Genomic DNA, 18,814 nt, shown 5'->3' with positions numbered 1-18,814 from the left:
GCCGGCGCCGAAGTGAACTTCGGAACCATCCAGTTGGACGGCGCGAGCCACGACGTCCACGGCACCCTCAACCCGATCGAGGTCTCGGACGCTCGAGGCGGCACCGCCGGCTGGTCGCTGACCGGAACGCTCAGCGACTTCACCGCCGCAGGCGGCGGCACGGCCGTCATCCCGGCCGGCGCCGTGAGCTGGACCCCGTCCTGCGCTGCGCACTCCAACGCGGTCGGCACACCGAGCGCGGGAGCGCCCGGAGCACTCGGCGCGACCCCGGCGGGCCTGTGTGAACTCGCCTCCGGCGGCGGCCAGGTGGTCGGCGGAGTCTTCGACGCCTCCGCCGGGCTGAACCTCCACACCCCGGCGGTCATCCCCGGCGGGAACTACGCGGCGACGCTCACGCTCTCGCTGTCCTGACGCCACCGGGCGCCGGCGCCACGGCCCCCCGGGCCACGGACGACCACCAACCCAGCACCAAACCCACACCAACCCGCACGCCACCCGCACCACCGGGCCGGGGCCCCGCGCGAACCGCGCACGGGTCCCGGCCCGTCCCACCCCTCCACCACCCCCGCACCGCCAGCCCCACACCCCGCACCCCACACCCCCACCGACAAAGGGAGATCGGATGCTCTCGCACCGAAGACTGCTGCGGCGCGCGCCACTGGCCTCGGGCGGCATCGCCCTGGTCCTGGCCGCCGGCGGCCTCGCCCTGGCTCCCGCGGCCCAGGCCGGGACCGTCACCCCCACCGTGCACTGCTCCCTGCCCGCCGGGCAGGGCGAGGCCACCGGTCCGCAGGCCATGACCGTCGACCTGACGAGCACGAGCGTTCCGCCGGGCGGCAAGGTCCACGCCAAGATCACCCTCGGAGCCGGTCCGGCGAAGAGCACCACCAACCTCAGCAACATCCCGACCACCCCGGCGATCGACCTGACCCTGTCCGGCGGGGCCACCGGCACCGTCACCATCCAGGGGCCGACGGTCAACCTCGACTACACCAGCGGCCAGGCCGTGGTCCTGCCGCCGTTCGAAGGCGACTTCTTCCTCCCGGCCACCGCGTCCGGGGCGGTCAACCTGACCCCCCTGCGGACGCGGACCACCACCGTGGTCTTCGGCGGCACCTACCAGACCCCCTGCGACGTCACCGCCGGCGGCGGGACCGTGGCCACGGTGACCGCGCAGGGCGGCGGGAGCACGGAGGCGACCGTGTCCGCTCCCACCGGTCCGGTGAAACCGAGCACCTCCGTGGCCCTGGCCGGCGGCGGCTGGACCCCGGGCGCCACGGCGACCCCGACCCTCTGCGACGCGGGGGGCGGCAACTGCGACGCGGCCAAGATCGCCTCCAGCGCGCTGGCGATCGACGCCTCGGGCGGCCTGAGCGGAAGCATCGCGCTGGCCAGTTCCTGGACGGTCTCCGATGGTTCGTACTCCGTCCAGGTCAGCGACGGTACGAAGCAGGCGAAGGCCCCGCTGGAGGTGAAGGCGTACGTGCCGGCGGGCCCGTACGAGCTGACGCCGAGCCCGGACCACGGTCCGGTCGGCAGCGTGATCACGGTGTCGGGCAAGAACTACCACCAGGACCAGCAGCTGAACGTGGTGGCGCTGGACGCCGCCGGCAACACCCTCGACGACACGGCCGTCTACCCGAGCACGACCACCGACGGCACCTTCAGCACCGAGTTCACGATCAGTGACCCGGCCATAGCCTTCATCCACACCGACGAAGGCGCGGTGGAAGGCACCGAGACCCGCGTCCCCTTCACCGTCACCACGCACCCCGTGACCCTCGCCACGGGCGCGGCGACCGTGAAACCGGGCGCCACGGTGGGGCTCTCAGGAGCCGGCTGGCCCGCGGGCGCCGCGGTCACCGCCGCCCTGTGCGCGGCCGGCGGCACCGGCTGCGCCCCCGCGAAACTGTCGGCCACGAACCTGGGAGTCAATGCCTCGGGAGCCCTGTCCGGTACGGTCACCCTCGCCTCCTCGGCGACCGAGGGGGTCTACCAGGTCCAGGTCACCGCCGGCGGCCTCCACGTCACCGCCCCGCTCACGGTGGCGAAGACCTTCATCACGCTCTCCCCGTCGTCCGGGCCGACCGGCACCAAGGTCACGGTCGTCGGGCAGGGGTTCGCCCCGGTGAGCACCGTCGAGATCGACGGGCTGAAGCCGGACGGCTCCAAGAGCGCGGACAACTACAGGACCAAGGTCGTCGGCCTCGACGGCAGCTTCTCCCAGACCTTCACCGTGAACGATCCGGCCACCGTCGCCCTCCAAGCCCGCGAGTGGCTCGTGAACGGGAAGAAGGCGCTGGCCCGCTTCACCGTCGGCGGCACCCCGCCGCCGCCGGCGCCCTCCTACGCGCTCTCGCCGGACAGCGGCCCCGTGGGCACGGCCGTCCAGGTCACCGGACGCAGCTTCGCGCCGGTGGCCACGGTGGCCGTGAGCGGCCGCAAGGCGGACGGTTCGAAGACAGCCGACCCCTGCGTGACGCGGGTGATCGGCCTGGACGGCACGTTCGCGCTGAACTTCACCGTGAGGGACCCGGCCACGACCTCGATCATGGCCTCCGAGGTCCTGGCCGACGGGAAGGTGATCCAGACCCGCTTCACGGTGCGCTAGCGGACGGGGCATGAACCCGTACGCGACGCGGCCCCGTACATGGCACCGGGCCGTGTACGGGTTCACGTACGGGTCCCTGTACGGGTCCGCGCCTACGGCAGCTCGATGCCCAGGTCCCAGCCGTCGTGGGCGTGGGTGCACAGGCAGGCGCGGGATTCGGTCGGGGGCAGGGCCGCGACGGCGTCGAAGAGGACTTCGCGCAGCCTGCCGACGTTCTCGCCGAAGACCTTCAGGACCTCGGTGTGGGAGACCCCCTCGCCCGTCTCGGCGCCCGCGTCGAGGTCCGTGACCAGCGCCATCGAGGTGTAGCAGAGCCCCATCTCGCGGGCGAGGACCGCCTCCGGGTGACCGGTCATGCCGACCACCGACCAGCCGGCCGCCGCGTGCCAGCGGGACTCGGCGCGGGTCGAGAAGCGCGGCCCCTCGATGACGACCATCGTGCCGCCGTCCACCGGCTCCCACTCCCGGCCGCGCGCCGCGGCCAGCGCCACCTCCCGGCCGACGGGGCAGTACGGGTCGGCGAAGGTGGTGTGCACGACGTTCGGGACGGAGCCGTCCGGAAGGGGCTCGCCGTCGAAGTAGGTCTGCGCGCGGGACTTCGTACGGTCGACCAGCTGGTCGGGGACGAGCAGGGTGCCCGGTCCGTACTCGGGGCGCAAGCCGCCCACCGCGCAGGGGCCGAGCACCTGGCGGACGCCGACCGAACGCAGCGCCCACAGGTTGGCCCGGTAGTTGATCTTGTGCGGGGGAACGGTGTGGCTGCGCCCGTGCCGGGGCAGGAACGCCACGGTCCGGCCGGCCAGCTCGCCGAGGTACAGGGAGTCGCTGGGGGGCCCGTAGGGCGTCTCGACCTGGATCTCGGAGACGTCCTCCAGGAAGGAGTAGAAGCCCGATCCGCCGATGACACCGATCTCTGCATTCGCCATGCGGCCCACCCTAACGGCGGCACGCCGAAGGCCCCGCGGTCGGTGACGACGGCAGGGCCTCGAACGATGCTGAGGAGCGGTCGGGCAGGTCAGGCGGCAGAGCTGCTCGACGACGACGACGAAGACGCAGAAGTCGAGGCCGATGACGAGGACGACGACGCCGTCGACGCCGCGGCCGGGGAGGCGGCGGGCGTGGACGCCGGCTTCGAGGCAGGCGTGCTGCTCGACGAAGCACCGCGGCTGTCGTTCCGGTAGAAACCGGAGCCCTTGAAGACGATGCCGACCGCGGAGAACACCTTCTTCAGGCGTCCCTCACAGCTCGGGCACACGGTCAGTGCGTCATCGGTGAACTTCTGCACGGCCTCAAGGCCCTCACCGCATTCGGTGCACTGGTACTGGTAGGTCGGCACGAATTTCCTCCTGGCACTCTGGCTCAATGAGTGCTAACGACGCTCCATGGTGACGTATTCCGGCAGATCAGTCCACCGTCACCGGCACGCGGTGACCCAGACCACGCTCGTTCACGCCCTTGGAGGGCGTGAACGAGGTGGACCGGACGGCCCGTGCGGGCGGCGTGGACGAGCTGACGATCCGGCTCGGGGCCGTCGGTGCCAGCTTCGCACGCAGGGCGAGCAGGATGCTCAGCGCCAGTGCGGTGGCCACCAGCGGCACGAGGAACCCGTACGAGGACCCGTGCGCGTCCGTCAGACGGCCGGCCAGGGTCACGGCGGCGGCCTGCCCGAAGGCGACCGCTCCGGTGAGCCAGGTGAAGGCCTCGGTGCGCGAGGTGGCCGGGATCAGCTGCTCGATCATGGTGTAGCCGGTGATCAGCGCGGGGGCGATGCACAGGCCGACGACCAGGCCGAGCGCGCCGAGCAGGATCATCGAGTTCGCGGCCCACAGGACCGAGGCGGCCGCGGTGAGTCCGATGTAACCGAGGATCAGGCGGCGGCGGGGGCCGATCTTCCAGGCGATCGCACCGCAGGCGATGCCGGCGATCATGTTGCCCGCGGCGAAGACGCCGTAGAGCAGGCCGTTGGCGCCGGGGTTGCCGATCTCCTCGGAGAAGGCTGCCAGCGAGACCTGCATGCCGCCGAAGACGGCGCCGATCCCGATGAAGGCGATGATCAGGACGCGCAGCCCGTGGAAGGACAGGGCGGAGGCGCGCTTCTCACCGTGCGCCGGGCGGGCGACGGGCTGGGGCTGCGTGGCGCGCTGGGCGGCGAAGAGAAGGCCGCCGATCAGCGTCAGCGCGGCCTCGGTGACCAGACCGGCCGCCGGGTTGATGCCGGTGCACAGCGCGGTGGCGAGCACCGGGCCGACGACGAAGGTGAACTCGTCGGTGACGGACTCGAACGCGGCGGCCGTGGGCAGCAGCGGGGAGCCCTCGAGCTTGGCCGCCCAGCGGGACCGGACCATGGGTCCGACCTGCGGGACGGATGCACCGGCGGGGACGGCCGCCAGTGCGAGCGCCCAGACGGGCGCACCCAGCAGCGCGAGCGCCGCCAGGGAGCTGACGGCGGTGGCGTGCGTGAGGGCCACCGGGACCAGGACGGCGCTCTGGCCGTGGCGGTCGATGAGCTTGCCCATGACGGGGGCGAACAGCGCCATGGAGATACCGGTGACGGCGGCGACGATGCCGGCGCTGCCGTAGGAGCCGGTGGTGTGCTGGACGAGGAGCAGGATGCTGATCGTCAGCATGCCGAAGGGGAGCCGTGCGGCGAATCCCGGGAGGACGAAGCCGAGGGCGCCGGGCGTGCGCAGGAGCTGCCCGTAGCCGGGGCGGGCGGACGTGTCGGTCGTGACCGCGGATGTCACGGCCTGGCCTTTCCGCTGCCTGGTAGAACTCCCCGTCTGCGGACGATGCGCCACCTTGTGAGCGGCCGCACCCGTACATGTGGGAGCCCCGAGAGCTGTCCTGTTGCGCAGAACCGAGTGATACCTGGGCGCCCTCTGGGTGCCACGGCCGCTTTGCGGTCGCGCCAGCTCTGCGTCAGGCAGAGTTGGTTCGATGTGGTGTCCCTTTATCGTACAGGCAGATCGGCTTGTATGTCCTGTGATTAGGGCTACAGGGCATGTCTTCACCTGCGATTAACGGGAACTTCGCATTCAGGCTCGGCCTAAAAGCGGGTGAATGCGGGCATAAGCCATCGAAGATGGCCGAATTAGAGTGCCGCTCTAACCTGCGGTACTCGCCCCGCCGGTCCCCAGCCACCCCGCCAGCTTGCCGCCCCGGGCCACCGCGCGCAGCCGCGCCTCCGCCGCGTCGCGCACCGGATCGGTGGCCACCACCAGCAGCTCGTCCCCGCGCCGCAGGACGGTCGAGGGCGCCGGTACGAAGCTCTTCGCGTCCCGGACGACCAGCGTGACGGAGGCCCCCGGCGGCAGTCGCAGCTCGCTCACCTCAACGCCGTGCATCCGCGAGGCGGGCGGGATCGCGAAGGACAGCAGGTGTCCGCGCAGCTTCTCCAGCGGAGCCGATTCGATGCCCAGGTCGGAGGCGGCCTCGTCGGTGTCCCCGAGCTCCAGCTTGCGCGCCAGCCACGGCAGGGTCGGACCCTGCACCAGGGTGTAGACGACGACCAGCACGAAGACGATGTTGAAGACGCGCTCGCTGCCCTCGATCCCGGACACCATCGGGATGGTCGCCAGGATGATGGGCACCGCGCCGCGCAGGCCGGCCCACGACATCAGGGCCTGCTCCTGCCAGGGCAGCCGGAAGGGCAGCAGCGAGACGAAGACCTCCAGCGGCCGCGCCACCATCGTCAGCACCAGCCCGATGATGACGGCCGGCCAGAAGTCGTGGACCAGCTCGTGGGGGGTGACCAGCAGGCCGAGCAGCACGAACATGCCGATCTGGGCGATCCAGCCGAGCCCGTCCGCGAACCCGCGGGTGGCGGGCCAGTGCGGCAGCTTCGCGTTGCCGAGGACCACCGCCGCCAGGTACACGGCGAGGAAGCCGGAGCCGTGCGCCATCGCACCGGCCGCGTAGGCCGTGATGGCGATGGCCATGACCGCGATCGGGTAGAGGCCGGAGGCGGGCAGGGCCACGTGCCGCAGTCCGAACGAGCCCAGGAACCCCACGGCCAGGCCGATCGCGGCTCCGATCGTCAGCTCCAGGGCGATCTTGCCTATCAGGACGTACCACTCGTCGACCGGTCCGACGGTCGCGAAGGACACGACCAGGATGACCACGGGAGCGTCGTTGAAGCCGGACTCGGCCTCCAGCACGCCCGTCACCCGCGAGGGCAGCGGGACCTTGCGCAGGACCGAGAAGACCGCCGCCGCGTCGGTCGAGGAGACGACCGCGCCGATCAGCAGGGCCTGGCGCCATTCGAGTCCGACCAGATAGTGCGCTCCGGCCGCGGTCACACCCACGCTGACGGCGACGCCGACCAGCGAGAGCACGATCGCGGCCGGCAGGGCCGGCTTGATCTCTTTCCACTTGGTGCCCAGACCGCCCTCGGCGAGGATCACGACGAGCGCGGCGTAACCGATGACCTGGGTCAGCTCGGCGTTGTCGAACACGACGTTGCCGATGCCGTCCTGGCCTATCGCGACGCCTATGCCGAGGTAGATGAGCAGGCTGGGGAGTCCGCTGCGCGAGGAGACGCGAACCGCCGCGACCGCGACGAGGAGCACGAGCGAGCAGACCAGCAGAAGCTCATTGAGCGTGTGGACAGTCAGCGGGCGGCCCTTTCCTCGACGTGCCTGGCGTGGGCGGGACGACGGGCGTCGCACGACGCATCGTTCCTGCACGGGCGCGTACGGCACGTACTTCGTTAGCTTACCTAATCTTGACGCGCCCTTTACTCGACAACCACATTGTGAAACGCCTGCGGGGCTGTGTCCTCACGACCTCGACCCTCGCGGATCAACGAGCCCTGTCCTGCGCCTATGGTTGCTCCCAGCACTCCCAGGACCACCCTGCCCCTCTAAGGACAGCGATGCCCGCCAACGAAACCGCCCCTTCCGTCAAGAAGAAGGGACGACGTGCCCGTCTGATCGTGCTCGTCCTGGTCCTGGCGCTCTTCGCGGGCCTCGGCTACGGCGCGTACTGGAGCGTGGACAGCGTGCGCGCCTCGTACCCACAGACCACCGGCTCCCTCAAGGTGCCGGGCCTGGCGGGGACCGTCGACGTCAAGCGCGACGCCAACGGAATCCCGCAGCTCTACGCGGACACCGACAGCGACCTCTTCCGCGCGCAGGGCTTCGTGCACGCGCAGGATCGGTTCTGGGAGATGGACGTACGCCGGCACATGACCTCCGGGCGGCTCTCGGAGATGTTCGGCTCCGGCCAGGTCGAGACGGACGCCTTCCTGCGCACCCTCGGCTGGCGCCAGGTCGCGCAGCAGGAGTACGACACCAAGCTGTCGGCGGACACCAAGAAGAACCTCCAGGCATACGCCGACGGGGTCAACGCGTACCTGAAGGAGAAGTCCGGCAAGGACCTCTCCGTCGAGCACGCCGCCCTCAAGCTCAGCGACGACTACCGGCCCGAGCAGTGGACCCCGGTCGACTCGGTGGCCTGGCTCAAGGCGATGGCGTGGGACCTGCGCGGCAACATGCAGGACGAGATCGACCGCGCGCTGATGACGGGCAAGCTCTCCCAGGCGCAGATCGACGACCTCTACCCGCCCTACCCCTTCGACCGGAACAGGGCGATCGTCGAGGGCGGCTCCGTCAAGGGCGGCAAGTACGCCCCCCAGGCCGGCCCCGGAGCGGGTTCCGGTTCCGGCGGCTCCACGGGAACCCCCGGCTCCGCGGGCCAGGGCGGCCCGGTCGGCTCCCAGGCCTCCGTCCGCACCGGCGACGCCGACGGCCCGACCGGCCTCGCGGGCAACACCACCGCCCAGGGCGCGACCGTGGGCCTGCGCACCCACATGAGCGCGCTCGCCGACACCCTCGACGAGATCCCCGCGATCCTCGGCCCCGCCGGCAGCGGCATCGGCTCCAACTCCTGGGTCGTCTCGGGCCAGTACACGACCACCGGCAAGCCGCTGCTCGCGAACGACCCGCACCTCTCCCCGCAGCTCCCCTCGGTCTGGTACCAGATGGGCCTGCACTGCCGGGCGGCCTCCGCCCAGTGCCAGTACGACGTGGCCGGCTACACCTTCTCCGGCATGCCGGGCGTGGTCATAGGCCACAACGCCGACATCGCCTGGGGCATGACCAACCTCGGCGCCGACGTCACCGACCTCTACCTGGAGCAGGTCAGGCCCGAGGGCTACGTCTACGACGGCAAGGTCCTCCCCTTCACCGTCCGCGACGAGGTCATCAAGATCGCCGGCGGCGGCGAGAAGAAGATCACGGTCCGCGGCACCAACAACGGCCCGCTGATCTCCGACCGCAGCGACGAGATCGGCTCGGTCGGCGCCCGCGCCCCCGTCGCCAGCTCCGCGCCCGACCGCGGCAACGGCTACGGCGTCGCCCTGCGCTGGACGGCGCTGGACGCGGGCAAGTCCATGGACGCCGTCTTCAAGATCAACCAGGCCAAGGACTTCAACGGCTTCCGCGCCGCGGCCCGCGACTTCGAGGTCCCGTCGCAGAACCTGATCTACGCCGACAGCAAGGGTCCGAGCGGCAACATCGGCTACCAGGCCCCGGGCCGCATCCCGATCCGCGGCGGCGGCGCGGACGGCCGCATGCCGACCCCCGGCTGGGACTCGAAGTACGCCTGGAAGGGCGGCAAGGACGGCAACGCGGGCTACGTCCCGCAGGACGAGATGCCGTACGACCTCAACCCGGGCCGCGGCTTCATCGTGACCGCGAACCAGGCCGTCACCGAGACCGGCGCCGGCAAGTACCCGTACCTGCTGACCGCCGACTGGGGCTACGGCGCCCGCAGCCAGCGGATCAACGACCTCATCGAGGCGAAGATCAAGGACAGCGGCAAGATCTCCACCGACGACATGCGCACCATGCAGATGGACAACAGCAGCGAGATCGCCGCGCTGCTGACCCCGATGCTGGCCAAGATCGAGGTCTCGGACCCGGACGTCCGCTCCGCGCAGAAGCTGCTGGAGGGCTGGAACTACACCCAGGAGCCCGACTCGGCGGCCGCCGCGTACTTCAACTCGGTCTGGCGCAACATCCTCAAGCTGGCCTTCGGCGACAAGATGCCGAAGGAACTGCGCATCGAGGGCAGCTGCATGAACGTCCCCGAGCAGACGACCGGACCGGCCGACGACCTCGCCAAGATGATCCGCGAATGCGGTGCGCGCGATGCGGACTCGGCGCAGCCGGACGGCGGCGACCGCTGGTTCGAGGTGGTCCGCCGCCTGGTGAAGAACGAGAACTCCGAGTGGTGGCGGTCGCCCGCCGCCCGTCGGGGCGAGGCGGACACCACCACCCGCGACCAGCTCTTCGCGAGGGCCATGAAGGACGCCCGCTGGGAGCTGACCGCCAAGCTCGGCAAGGACCAGTCGACCTGGAGCTGGGGCCGGCTGCACCAGCTGATGCTGAAGAACCAGACGATCGGCACCGAGGGCCCGGGCTACCTCCAGTGGCTCCTCAACCGCGGCCCGTGGAACCTGGGCGGCGGCGAGGCCACCGTCAACGCGACCGGCTGGAACGCCTCCAGCGGGTACGGGGTCACCTGGGTGCCGTCGATGCGGATGGTCGTGAACCTGGGCGGCCTCGACAAGTCCCGCTGGATCAACCTGACGGGCGCCTCGGGGCACGCGTACCACGACCACTACACGGACCAGACGACCCTGTGGGCCAAGGGCGAACTGCTGGACTGGCCCTTCGGCAAGGAGGCCGTGGACAAGGCCACGGTCGACACCCTGAGGCTGATGCCCTAACGCCGCCGAAGCGCCGAAGCCAGCGCCGAAGCCAGCGCCGAAGCTCAGAAGCGCACCACCCCTGACGGGGTGGCCACCGCCCGCACGGGGTGGTCGTGCGGCTCCTCCGGGACCCGCGCGACCACCTCGTCGTCGTAGAGGAGCACCACCAGCGCGGGATGCGCCCCGGCGCGCTCCAGCCGCTTCAGCACCCGGTCGTACGAGCCGCCGCCCCGCCCGAGCCTCATCCCGCGCCGGTCCACCGCGAGTCCGGGCAGCAGTACCGCGTCGGCGCCGGTCACCGCGTCCGGGCCCAGGCGCGGTCCGGCCGGTTCCAGGAGCCGCATCTTGCCCGGGTGCGCGGCCTCGGCCAGACTCCCCGGGCCTTCGTACGCCGCCCAGTCGAGGTCGTTGTCGGCCAGCAGAACGGGCAGCAGCACCCGCTTCCCGGCCGCCCGCAGCGCGTCGAGCAGTTCGCGGGTTCCGGGTTCCGTCCCGATCGAGACGTACGCCGCCACCGTGCGCGCGTCGGCCAGTTCGGGCAGTTCCAGAGCGGAGCGGGAGAGCGCGCGGGCCGACGTACGGAGCAGGTCGGGGGACAAGGCCCGGCGGGCGGCCAGGAGTTCCCGGCGCAGGGCCGTTTTGGCGGGGGCTGGCGCGGGCTGCGGCTGGTTCTCTGCCACGGATGTCTCCTACCTCTCCGTACCGGTACATACTTGATCATTATTCATTCGAATCTCACATGACCGATGGTGCGACCGACTATCGTTCCGCCCATGACTCAGTTGCACCCCGTGATCAAAAAGGCCGTCATTCCGGCCGCGGGCCTCGGTACTCGCTTTCTCCCCGCAACCAAGGCGACACCCAAGGAAATGCTCCCGGTCGTCGACAAGCCGGCCATTCAGTACGTGGTCGAGGAAGCCGTCTCGGCGGGCCTCGACGACGTCCTCATGATCACGGGCCGTAACAAGCGCGCACTCGAAGACCACTTCGACCGCAACTACGAGCTGGAATCCGCGCTCATCGCCAAGGGCGACGACGACCGGCTCAAGAAGGTCCAGGAATCCAGCGACCTGGCCACCATGCACTACGTCCGCCAGGGCGACCCGCGGGGTCTCGGCCACGCCGTGCTGTGCGCCGAGCCGCACGTGGGCGACGAACCCTTCGCCGTCCTCCTCGGCGACGACCTCATCGACCCGCGCGACCCGCTGCTGCGACAGATGGTGGACATCCAGCAGCGCACCGGCGGCACCGTCGTCGCGCTGATGGAGGTCGAGCCGGCCCAGGTGCACCTCTACGGCTGCGCCGCGGTGGAGCGCACGGAGGAGGACGGGGTCGTCCGCGTCACCGGTCTCGTCGAGAAGCCCGACGCGGTGGACGCGCCCAGCAATTTCGCGGTCATCGGACGGTACGTCCTCAATCCCGCGATCTTCGGCATACTGCGGGAGACCGAGCCGGGCCGCGGCGGAGAGATCCAGCTGACCGATGCCCTGCAGAAGCTGGCCGCCGACGAGACCATCGGCGGCCCGGTGCACGGCGTGGTCTTCCGGGGCCGCCGCTACGACACCGGGGACCGCGGGGACTACCTGCGGGCCATCGTCCGACTCGCCTGCGAGCGTGAGGACCTGGGCCCGGAGTTCCGCACCTGGCTTCGCCGTTTCGTCACGGAGGAGATGTAGCACCTTGACCAAGACCGACGCACCGCAGGAACCTCGACCGGCCGGCGACCCCCAGCGCCTCTGGTCGGTGGACGAGCACCTCGCGGACGTCCTCGCCACCGTCCGGCCGCTGGAGCCCATCGAGCTCCAGCTGCTCGACGCCCAGGGCTGCGTCCTGGTCGAGGACGTCACCGTGCCCGTCGCCCTCCCGCCCTTCGACAACAGCTCGATGGACGGGTACGCCGTCCGGACCGCCGACGTCCAGGGCGCGAGCGAGGAGTTCCCCGCGGTGCTGACGGTCATCGGGGACGTCGCGGCCGGCAGCGGGGACCTGCCGACCGTCGGACCCGGCCAGGCCGCCCGCATCATGACGGGCGCCCCGCTGCCGCCCGGCGCCGAAGCCGTCGTACCGGTCGAGTGGACCGACGGCGGCAGCGGCGGGGGAGCGGCCTCCGGCATGTCCCCGGCCAGCGAGTCGCCCGAGGGTGCCGCCGGCGAGGTACGGGTGCACCGCGCCGCCGAGGCGCGGGCGCACGTCCGCTCGCGCGGAAGCGACGTACGGGCCGGGGACCTCGCGCTCGCCGCGGGCACCGTGCTCGGCCCGCCGCAGATCGCCCTGCTGGCCGCCATCGGGCGCGGCACGGTGCGGGTGCGCCCGCGCCCGCGGGTGGTCGTCCTGTCCACCGGCAGCGAGCTGGTCCAGCCCGGCGAGGCGCTGACCGCCGGCACGATCTACGACTCCAACAGCTTCGCGCTGGCCGCCGCCGCGCGGGACGCCGGCGCCATCGCCTACCGGGTCGGCGCCGTCGCCGACGACGCGGACACCCTGCGCTCCACCATCGAGGACCAGCTCATCCGGGCCGACCTGCTGGTCACCACGGGCGGGGTCAGCGTCGGCGCGTACGACGTGGTCAAGGAGGCCCTCACCGCGGTCTCCACCGGCGTCGGGGCCGACGGCGTGGACATCGACGGCGCCGGGATCGACTTCCGCAAGCTCGCCATGCAGCCCGGCAAGCCCCAGGGCTTCGGCACCATCGGCCCCGACCACACCCCGCTGCTGGCCCTGCCCGGCAACCCGGTGTCCTGCTACGTCTCCTTCGAGCTGTTCGTGCGCCCCGCGATCCGCGCCCTCATGGGACTGCCCGCCTCCGAAGTCAGCCGGCCGAGCGTGCGCGCCGTCCTGAAGGCCGACAAGGCGATCGGCTCCCCCGCCGGCCGCAGGCAGTTCCTGCGCGGCAAGTACGACGAGCGGAGCGGCACGGTCAGCCCGGTCGGCGGAGCGGGCTCGCACCTGATCGCCGCGCTGGCGCACGCCGACTCGCTGATGGTCGTACCGGAGGACGTGACCTCGGTGGAGCCCGGGGCCGAGGTCGAGGTGGTCCTGCTCGGCTGAGGTCCGGCGGATGCGGGTAGCGTGTTGCACCACACAGGCCCTTGCGGGGCCCGGACGGGAGCGGCACGCAGATATGAGTACGCAGAGCAGCGCCGGCGGCGCCGCCGGCACCAGGCTGACGCACATCGACGAGGCCGGCGCGGCCCGGATGGTCGACGTCTCGCAGAAGGACGTCACCACGCGGACGGCACGGGCCAGCGGACGCGTGCTGGTCTCCCCCCGGGTGATCGAGCTGCTGCGCGGTGAGGGCGTCCCCAAGGGCGACGCCCTCGCCACCGCGCGGATCGCCGGGATCATGGGCGCGAAGAAGACCCCCGACCTGATCCCGCTGTGCCACCCGCTCGCGGTCTCCGGGGTGAAGGTCGACCTGTCGGTCGCCGACGACGCCGTCGAGATCCTGGCCACCGTCAAGACCACCGACCGCACGGGCGTCGAGATGGAGGCGCTGACCGCCGTCGCGGTCGCCGGGCTCACCGTCATCGACATGGTCAAGGCCGTGGACAAGGGCGCGGTCATCACGGACGTGCGGGTCGAGGAGAAGACGGGCGGCAAGTCCGGCGACTGGGTCCGCTCGTGAACGCCCCGCGCGGCGGCGAGGTCCACAGCCACAGCCACCCCCACGAGCCGGAGTCCGCACCGCCACCGGCTCACGCCACGGCCCCGGGCTCCCCGCGCGCGCTGGTGGTCACGGCCTCCAACCGGGCCTCGCAGGGCGTGTACGCGGACCGGGGCGGCCCCGTCCTCGCCGAGGGGCTGCGCTCGCTCGGCTTCGCGGTGGACGGCCCGCGCGTCGTCCCCGACGGGGACCCCGTGGAGGCGGCGCTGCGCGAGGGCGTGGCCGCCGGGTACGACGTCATCCTGACCACCGGCGGCACCGGCATCTCCCCGACCGACCGCACCCCGGATGCCACCGCCCGGGTGCTGGACTACGAGATCCCGGGCATCCCGCAGGCCATCCGCGCCGAGTCCCTGGACAAGGTGCCGACCGCGGCGCTGTCGCGAGGACTGGCGGGCGTGGCCGGCCGCACCCTGATCGTGAACCTGCCGGGCTCGACGGGCGGGGTCCGCGACGGGATCGCCGTCCTGTCCCGGGTACTGCTCCACGCCGTCGACCAGATCCGCGGCGGCGACCACCCGCGGCCCGCCGACAGACCAGGGAGCGCGAGCTGAACGGCCCCTCCTGGCCGGTGGTGCTGGCGGACGGCGATGTCACGCTCCGGCCGATAAAACTGCGGGACCAGAGCGCCTGGCGCGAGGTCAACCGGCGCAACCGCGACTGGCTGCGCCCCTGGGAGGCGACCATTCCGCCGCCCGCGCCCTGGGGGCCGGTGATCCAGCGCCCGACGTACCGCCAGATGGTCCGCCACCTGCGGGCGGAGGCGAGTGCCGGGCGCATGCTGCCGTTCGTCATCGAGTACCAGGGGCGCCTGGTGGGCCAGCTGACGGTCGCCGGGATCACCTGGGGCTCGATGTGCGCGGGCCACGTCGGCTACTGGGTCGACCGCGAGGTGGCGGGCCGCGGGGTCATGCCGACGGCGGTCGCGCTGGCGGTGGACCACTGCTTCACGAAGGTCGGGCTGCACCGGATCGAAGTGTGCATCCGCCCGGAGAACGGTCCGAGCCGGCGGGTGGTGGAGAAGCTCGGTTTCCGCGAGGAGGGCCTGCGGCCGCGCTACCTGCACATCGACGGCGCGTGGCGGGACCACCTCGTGTACGCGCTGACGGCGGAGGAGGCCCGGGAGGGGCTCCTGCGCCGCTGGCACCGGCAACGCCACTCGCACGGGCCCGCGTCCCAGAGTTAATGCAAATCCGATATATGTTCGAATTCTTTCGGTCGGCGACCGGTTCGCCCATAACCTGATCCGAGAAATCACAAAAAAAGTCCGTGATATCAGCGAGATCGTGCGACACGCCGTCCCAATTGGCGGATCCGCCCGCCCGCACCCCTCTACGGTGTGGGGTGTGAGCAGCAGCGGCCTCATCTACGCAGTCATTGTCGGGGCCTGGGCCGCCTACTTGGTGCCCATGTGGCTCCGGAGGCAGGACGAGCTGAACGAAGCCCGTCCGACGGAACGCTTCTCCACCGCCATCCGGCTGCTTTCCGGCCGGGCGGGAATGGAGCGCCGTTACGCCAAGGGACTGCGTGAGCGCGGTGACGAGGAGGCGCGACACCAGCCCCCCGCGGACCCGGACGCAGCGACGGAAACGGTGAATTCCGCGGACGTCGACGACGTCCGGGCCGTCGTCGTGCCCGCGCCGACCCGGGCGGAGCCGAGACCGACCGCCTCGGAGCGGGCGGACCGCGCGGAGCGGGCCCGCCGCGCGCAGCGCCTGGTCGTCCTGGCCCGCCGCCGGCGCACCACCGCCCTGCTCTTCCTGATCTTCACCCTCGGCGCGGTCGTCGCCGCCGTCGGCGGACTCCACTACCTGTGGGCCCCCGCCGCCCCCGCCCTGCTGCTGAGCACGTACATCGTGCACCTGCGGGTGCAGGAGCGGCGGCGCTTCGAGTTCACCATGGACCGGCGGCGTGCCGAAGCGGCCGCCCGCCGGCTCCGCGAGAACCGCCCGCGGCGCCGCGAGTCCGAGGCGACCGCCGGCTCCGAACCGGACCCGGCGCCACCGGTCTCGCCGCAGGAGGCCGGACGGCGCGCCCTGGTCGAGCAGACCGACCACGCGGAGTGGGTGGACCAGCAGCGCGAGCGCGAGCGCGGCCCCGCCCGCGGTGACAGCTGGGAGCCCGTCCCGGTCCCGCTGCCCACGTACGTGACGGCCCCGGTCGCCCCCCGCGCCACCGGCGGCCCGGCGGCCCCGGACGCCTGGAGCGCGACCCGCTCCAGCACGGCCGAGCCGACGGAACCGCGCCTGCGCGCCCAGCCCGCGCCCCCGCCGTCCCGCCCCCGTGGCCGCGACGCGGCCCGTACGCCGCTGTTCGACCAGTACGAGGGCGACGAGCGGCCGCGCGCCGCGAACGAGTGATCGGTGACCTGCGCGGACGCTCCCCGATATCGGTTTTGGAGCACCCGCGAGGGGATGCTAATGTTTCACACGTCGCAAGGGCCTGTGGCGCAGTCTGGTAGCGCACCTCGTTCGCATCGAGGGGGTCTGGGGTTCAAATCCCCACAGGTCCACAAACGACAGTTCGCGAGTAGCTCTCGGGAACGGTGACGAGATCCCGTCCGATCGAAAGATCAGGCGGGATCTTCGTCGTTTCAGGGGCCGTTCGCTGCCTGTTCTTCGGACTGCCGGCGGCGCTGCGGGACCGCCGGTCGCGGACCGGCGGCTTCCAGCCGTATAGCGGCTGAGGAAAGGCCTCGTCCTCCATGCCGTGGGGCGCCCTGGTGCCTGAGGGCTCGGCGCACCACCGGGCCGGGAGCGGACTCTGGCTCAAAGCTGACTGGGCTTTCTTGGCTGTTGATCAAGTTGTCGCAGGTGCGTGGTGGAATGGCGCGATGGCATGGGATGAGTGGGAGAACTCGAAGGCGGCGGTAGCCGCCGGCCGGCATGTGTCGATGCGGCTCAATCGGGTACCGGGCGGGCCCGGGGGCGGGCAGGGCGACCTTGTCGTGAACCAGGACGACCTCGGTGGTGTCGGGCATGAGGCCTTCGTGCTGCACGGGCGGTTGCACAAGGAGGCGGACATCGCCGGCGCCGGTGCCAACACGGAGGGGGCCGGCTCCACGATGCAGGCGGCAGCGGCCTTGAAGGGCAGCAACTTCGCCCTCGGCGGTGAGTTGGAGACGACGGTGTCCGTATGGACCTCGCAGGTCAAGAGCGTCCTCCAGGCCTGTGCGCACATATCGAACCACCTGGACTACTCGAAGAAGGCGCATGCCGAGGATGACGCGGCGATCGCCGCGTCCCTCCGGAACCGGGACGGCTCGGCCGTACCCGCTTCCCGGCTCGCCGAGTACTTCAAGTAGGGGAGGAGCAGCCCGTGAACTACAGCGAGCTCATGGAAGTCGACCTCGGCAAACTGGGTGCGGCGGTCGCTGACTGGAAGCGCGTGGCCGGGGAGATGCAGCGGCTCGGCGGCGAGGCCCGCGACGGTATGAAGGCGAAGGCGGAGACGGCCCGTTGGGAGGGCGTCAACGCGGGCGTGACCCGGGAGTTCGTCGGCAAGACGGTGAAGGAGTTCGCTGACCTCCACGCGGAGGCGCGGAGCATCTTCAGTGTCCTCGATGACGCGCACACCGAGCTGAAGAGCATCCAGCAGCAGGCCAGGAGCGTGACCGCCGAGGCCAAGGAAGAGGGCTTCAGCGTCACCGGACGCCCGGACGGGACCGTGGTGATCGCGGATGCCGTTGTCTGCGAGGTGGACGGGCCCGGGCAGAGGAAACGCGACATGATGCAGTGGTACGCCGACACGCTGACCGGGATCGTGAGCCACGCCTCCGAGGTGGACGCGGCTGCGGTACGGGCGCTGCGCGCGAGCCACGGCGGTGATCCGACCAACGCGGGCCACGCGTCGTACACGTCGCTCGACCAGGACATGCTGCCCCGCGCCCTGAAACTCGCCGGTCTGGGAGAAGACGCCGACGGCAAGCAGCGCAAGGAGTTGCAGCGGTTGTGGCAGTCCCTGAGTCCTGAGTCGCGCGCGCAGCTCTGGACGCAGCACAAGGACGAGCTGCTGGCCGCCGGCCTGTTGACCCCTTCGGTGAAGCGGGTGGCCGCTGACGACGGGGCGGGGCGGTACGACGTCGATTCACCCGGCTTCGGGGACTACTGGAAGGAGTTCCAGGCCAACGGGATCTCGAACAGCGGTGACTTCATCGGCAAGACGGATGCGGCCCGGCACATGGACCACTATCTGAACGGGACCGGCAAGACCCTCGACCTCGATGTCGACAGGATGCTGAGCGACGGGGACGACACGGTCCTGCGTGACGTGTCGGCGGTGACGCGCGGCAAGCAGGAGGACGAATGGCGCCGCCAGGCGCTGGACGCTTTCGCGCAGTCGGGCGGCAAGCCCGTCGCGATCCCCGTGGAGACCGCAGGTGAGGGATACACCCACGACAAGGGCCCGGACGGCACAGCGAACTGGTACCTGGCCGTGGGCAGCGCCATGACGAACACCACGGGCGTCGTGACGGCGGTGCCGGGACCGGACGGCAAGCCGCAGGTCAGCATCGACTATCAGGTCAATGTGTGGGACCGGTACAACTGGGACCCCGGCAAAGCCACGCCCATCGGTCCGACCACGGTGACCGACGCCGATATGGCCCGAATGCACACGACGGGACAGGCCAGGGAATTCGACATGAGGGGAAGCAGTTCGGTGCAGCAGCACGACATGAGTACGGGCGGCGCCTGGCCCGATCCGAAGGAACCGGGACGGGACGGCACACGTACCGACATCGGCCGGAACGGAGACGCCCGGTGAGCTTGGAGCCACGAAGCAGGTGGCGTCCGGCGCTGGTCGGCGGGGTGGCCCTGCTCACCGG

15 protein-coding genes, 1 tRNA gene and 1 pseudogene are annotated in these 18,814 nt (G+C 71.3%); 12 read left to right on the top strand and 5 right to left on the bottom strand.

The window, feature by feature from the left end; all coding sequences use genetic code 11:
• Positions 1–411 (top strand): annotated as a pseudogene (locus J7E97_RS21585) (WxL domain-containing protein); the annotation flags it as partial.
• A gap of 211 nt (positions 412–622) precedes the next feature.
• Positions 623–2,611 carry a hypothetical protein gene (locus tag J7E97_RS21580; protein WP_215029760.1) on the top strand — a complete coding sequence of 663 codons (1,989 nt, stop codon included), beginning with the start codon at positions 623–625 and terminating at the stop codon, positions 2,609–2,611.
• Positions 2,612–2,703: 92 nt separating this feature from the next.
• Here J7E97_RS21580 and J7E97_RS21575 read toward each other — a convergent pair whose 3' ends face one another.
• The 4 genes from J7E97_RS21575 to J7E97_RS21560 form a co-directional block, all read right to left on the bottom strand.
• The gene (locus J7E97_RS21575; protein WP_215029758.1) at positions 2,704–3,537 is read right to left on the bottom strand and encodes an S-methyl-5'-thioadenosine phosphorylase; all 834 of its coding nucleotides are present in this window, start codon (positions 3,535–3,537) and stop codon (positions 2,704–2,706) included.
• Positions 3,538–3,626: 89 nt separating this feature from the next.
• Positions 3,627–3,947, bottom strand: a complete 321-nt coding sequence (locus J7E97_RS21570; protein WP_215029756.1) for an FmdB family zinc ribbon protein — start codon at positions 3,945–3,947, stop codon at positions 3,627–3,629.
• Positions 3,948–4,014: 67 nt separating this feature from the next.
• Complete coding sequence (locus J7E97_RS21565; protein ID WP_215029754.1) at positions 4,015–5,355, bottom strand: MFS transporter; 1,341 nt, start codon at positions 5,353–5,355, stop codon at positions 4,015–4,017.
• A 360-nt stretch (positions 5,356–5,715) separates the two neighbouring features.
• Complete coding sequence (locus J7E97_RS21560; RefSeq protein WP_308346615.1) at positions 5,716–7,278, bottom strand: potassium/proton antiporter; 1,563 nt, start codon at positions 7,276–7,278, stop codon at positions 5,716–5,718.
• A gap of 206 nt (positions 7,279–7,484) precedes the next feature.
• On the opposite strand from J7E97_RS21560, the gene J7E97_RS21555 reads away from it, so the two are divergent.
• Positions 7,485–10,343, top strand: coding sequence for a penicillin acylase family protein (locus tag J7E97_RS21555; protein WP_215029752.1), 2,859 nt, complete (start codon positions 7,485–7,487; stop codon positions 10,341–10,343).
• Positions 10,344–10,387: 44 nt separating this feature from the next.
• On the opposite strand, the gene J7E97_RS21550 is transcribed toward J7E97_RS21555, so the two are convergent.
• The gene (locus J7E97_RS21550; RefSeq protein ID WP_215029750.1) at positions 10,388–11,005 is read right to left on the bottom strand and encodes a 5-formyltetrahydrofolate cyclo-ligase; all 618 of its coding nucleotides are present in this window, start codon (positions 11,003–11,005) and stop codon (positions 10,388–10,390) included.
• 93 nt (positions 11,006–11,098) lie between these two features.
• Between J7E97_RS21550 and galU the strand changes: the two genes are divergently transcribed.
• From galU to J7E97_RS21505, 9 genes are all read left to right on the top strand, one after another.
• On the top strand, positions 11,099–12,001 hold the full coding sequence (galU, locus tag J7E97_RS21545; protein WP_215029748.1) for a UTP--glucose-1-phosphate uridylyltransferase GalU: 903 nt from the start codon (positions 11,099–11,101) through the stop codon (positions 11,999–12,001).
• Positions 12,002–12,005: 4 nt separating this feature from the next.
• On the top strand, positions 12,006–13,373 hold the full coding sequence (glp, locus tag J7E97_RS21540; RefSeq protein ID WP_251054916.1) for a gephyrin-like molybdotransferase Glp: 1,368 nt from the start codon (positions 12,006–12,008) through the stop codon (positions 13,371–13,373).
• A 73-nt stretch (positions 13,374–13,446) separates the two neighbouring features.
• Entirely contained in the window at positions 13,447–13,950 is a 504-nt protein-coding gene (moaC, locus tag J7E97_RS21535; RefSeq protein WP_215029746.1) for a cyclic pyranopterin monophosphate synthase MoaC, read from the top strand.
• A 101-nt stretch (positions 13,951–14,051) separates the two neighbouring features.
• Complete coding sequence (locus tag J7E97_RS21530) at positions 14,052–14,543, top strand: molybdenum cofactor biosynthesis protein B (RefSeq protein ID WP_215029777.1); 492 nt, start codon at positions 14,052–14,054, stop codon at positions 14,541–14,543.
• Positions 14,544–14,560: 17 nt separating this feature from the next.
• On the top strand, positions 14,561–15,175 hold the full coding sequence (locus J7E97_RS21525; RefSeq protein WP_215029743.1) for a GNAT family N-acetyltransferase: 615 nt from the start codon (positions 14,561–14,563) through the stop codon (positions 15,173–15,175).
• A 160-nt stretch (positions 15,176–15,335) separates the two neighbouring features.
• On the top strand, positions 15,336–16,349 hold the full coding sequence (glpR, locus tag J7E97_RS21520; RefSeq protein ID WP_215029740.1) for a gephyrin-like molybdotransferase receptor GlpR: 1,014 nt from the start codon (positions 15,336–15,338) through the stop codon (positions 16,347–16,349).
• Positions 16,350–16,427: 78 nt separating this feature from the next.
• A tRNA-Ala gene (locus J7E97_RS21515) sits at positions 16,428–16,501 on the top strand.
• Between the two features lie 321 nt (positions 16,502–16,822).
• Positions 16,823–17,293, top strand: a complete 471-nt coding sequence (locus J7E97_RS21510) for a hypothetical protein (RefSeq protein ID WP_215029737.1) — start codon at positions 16,823–16,825, stop codon at positions 17,291–17,293.
• A 14-nt stretch (positions 17,294–17,307) separates the two neighbouring features.
• Positions 17,308–18,753: a hypothetical protein gene (locus J7E97_RS21505; protein WP_308346614.1), complete on the top strand. Its 1,446-nt coding sequence runs from the start codon at positions 17,308–17,310 to the stop codon at positions 18,751–18,753.
• Positions 18,754–18,814 lie beyond the last annotated feature (61 nt).

Origin of the sequence: Streptomyces sp. ISL-66, assembly GCF_018614135.1 — a bacterium.
Lineage (GTDB): Bacteria > Actinomycetota > Actinomycetes > Streptomycetales > Streptomycetaceae > Streptomyces.
The sequence above is the reverse complement of the archived record's forward strand: the minus strand, read 5'-3'. Positions and strand labels throughout refer to the sequence as shown.